Origin of the sequence: Pseudomonas sp. 2822-17 (assembly GCF_002742485.1) — a bacterium.
Classification (GTDB): domain Bacteria; phylum Pseudomonadota; class Gammaproteobacteria; order Pseudomonadales; family Pseudomonadaceae; genus Aquipseudomonas; species Aquipseudomonas cyclaminis.
Genome location: NZ_LJRZ01000198.1, coordinates 1 through 333, shown reverse-complemented (window position 1 = coordinate 333; position 333 = coordinate 1). Strand labels below are relative to the sequence as shown.

The following is a 333-nucleotide window of genomic DNA, read 5'->3' as shown; positions in this document are numbered from 1 at the left end:
TTCTTTTCATAGACTTCTTTTTTCCAACCTTTTAATTTAGGAACTAAAGATACATTCTCCTCAATTGTCATGTGTGGCATGAGACCTATTCTTTGAATTACATAACCTATATCTCTACGTAGGTTTACTTCATCTTCTGCTGCAATATCATTACCATTAATTGAAATGGTTCCTGAGGTAATGGGAATGAGCTTGTTAATCATTTTCATCGTCGTTGTTTTTCCACACCCACTTGGTCCAATTAATGTGACAAGGCTTCCTTCCTTAACATGGAAAGACACGTTATTAACAGCTTTCGTTCCATCTTCATATTGTTTTGTTACATTTTTAAAG

General features: G+C 34.2%; 1 protein-coding gene. It reads right to left on the bottom strand.

Going from position 1 to position 333, the window contains the following annotated elements:
- The coding region (locus tag AOA60_RS01590; RefSeq protein WP_143522341.1) for an ATP-binding cassette domain-containing protein at nt 1–333 on the bottom strand (333 nt) is incomplete at both ends.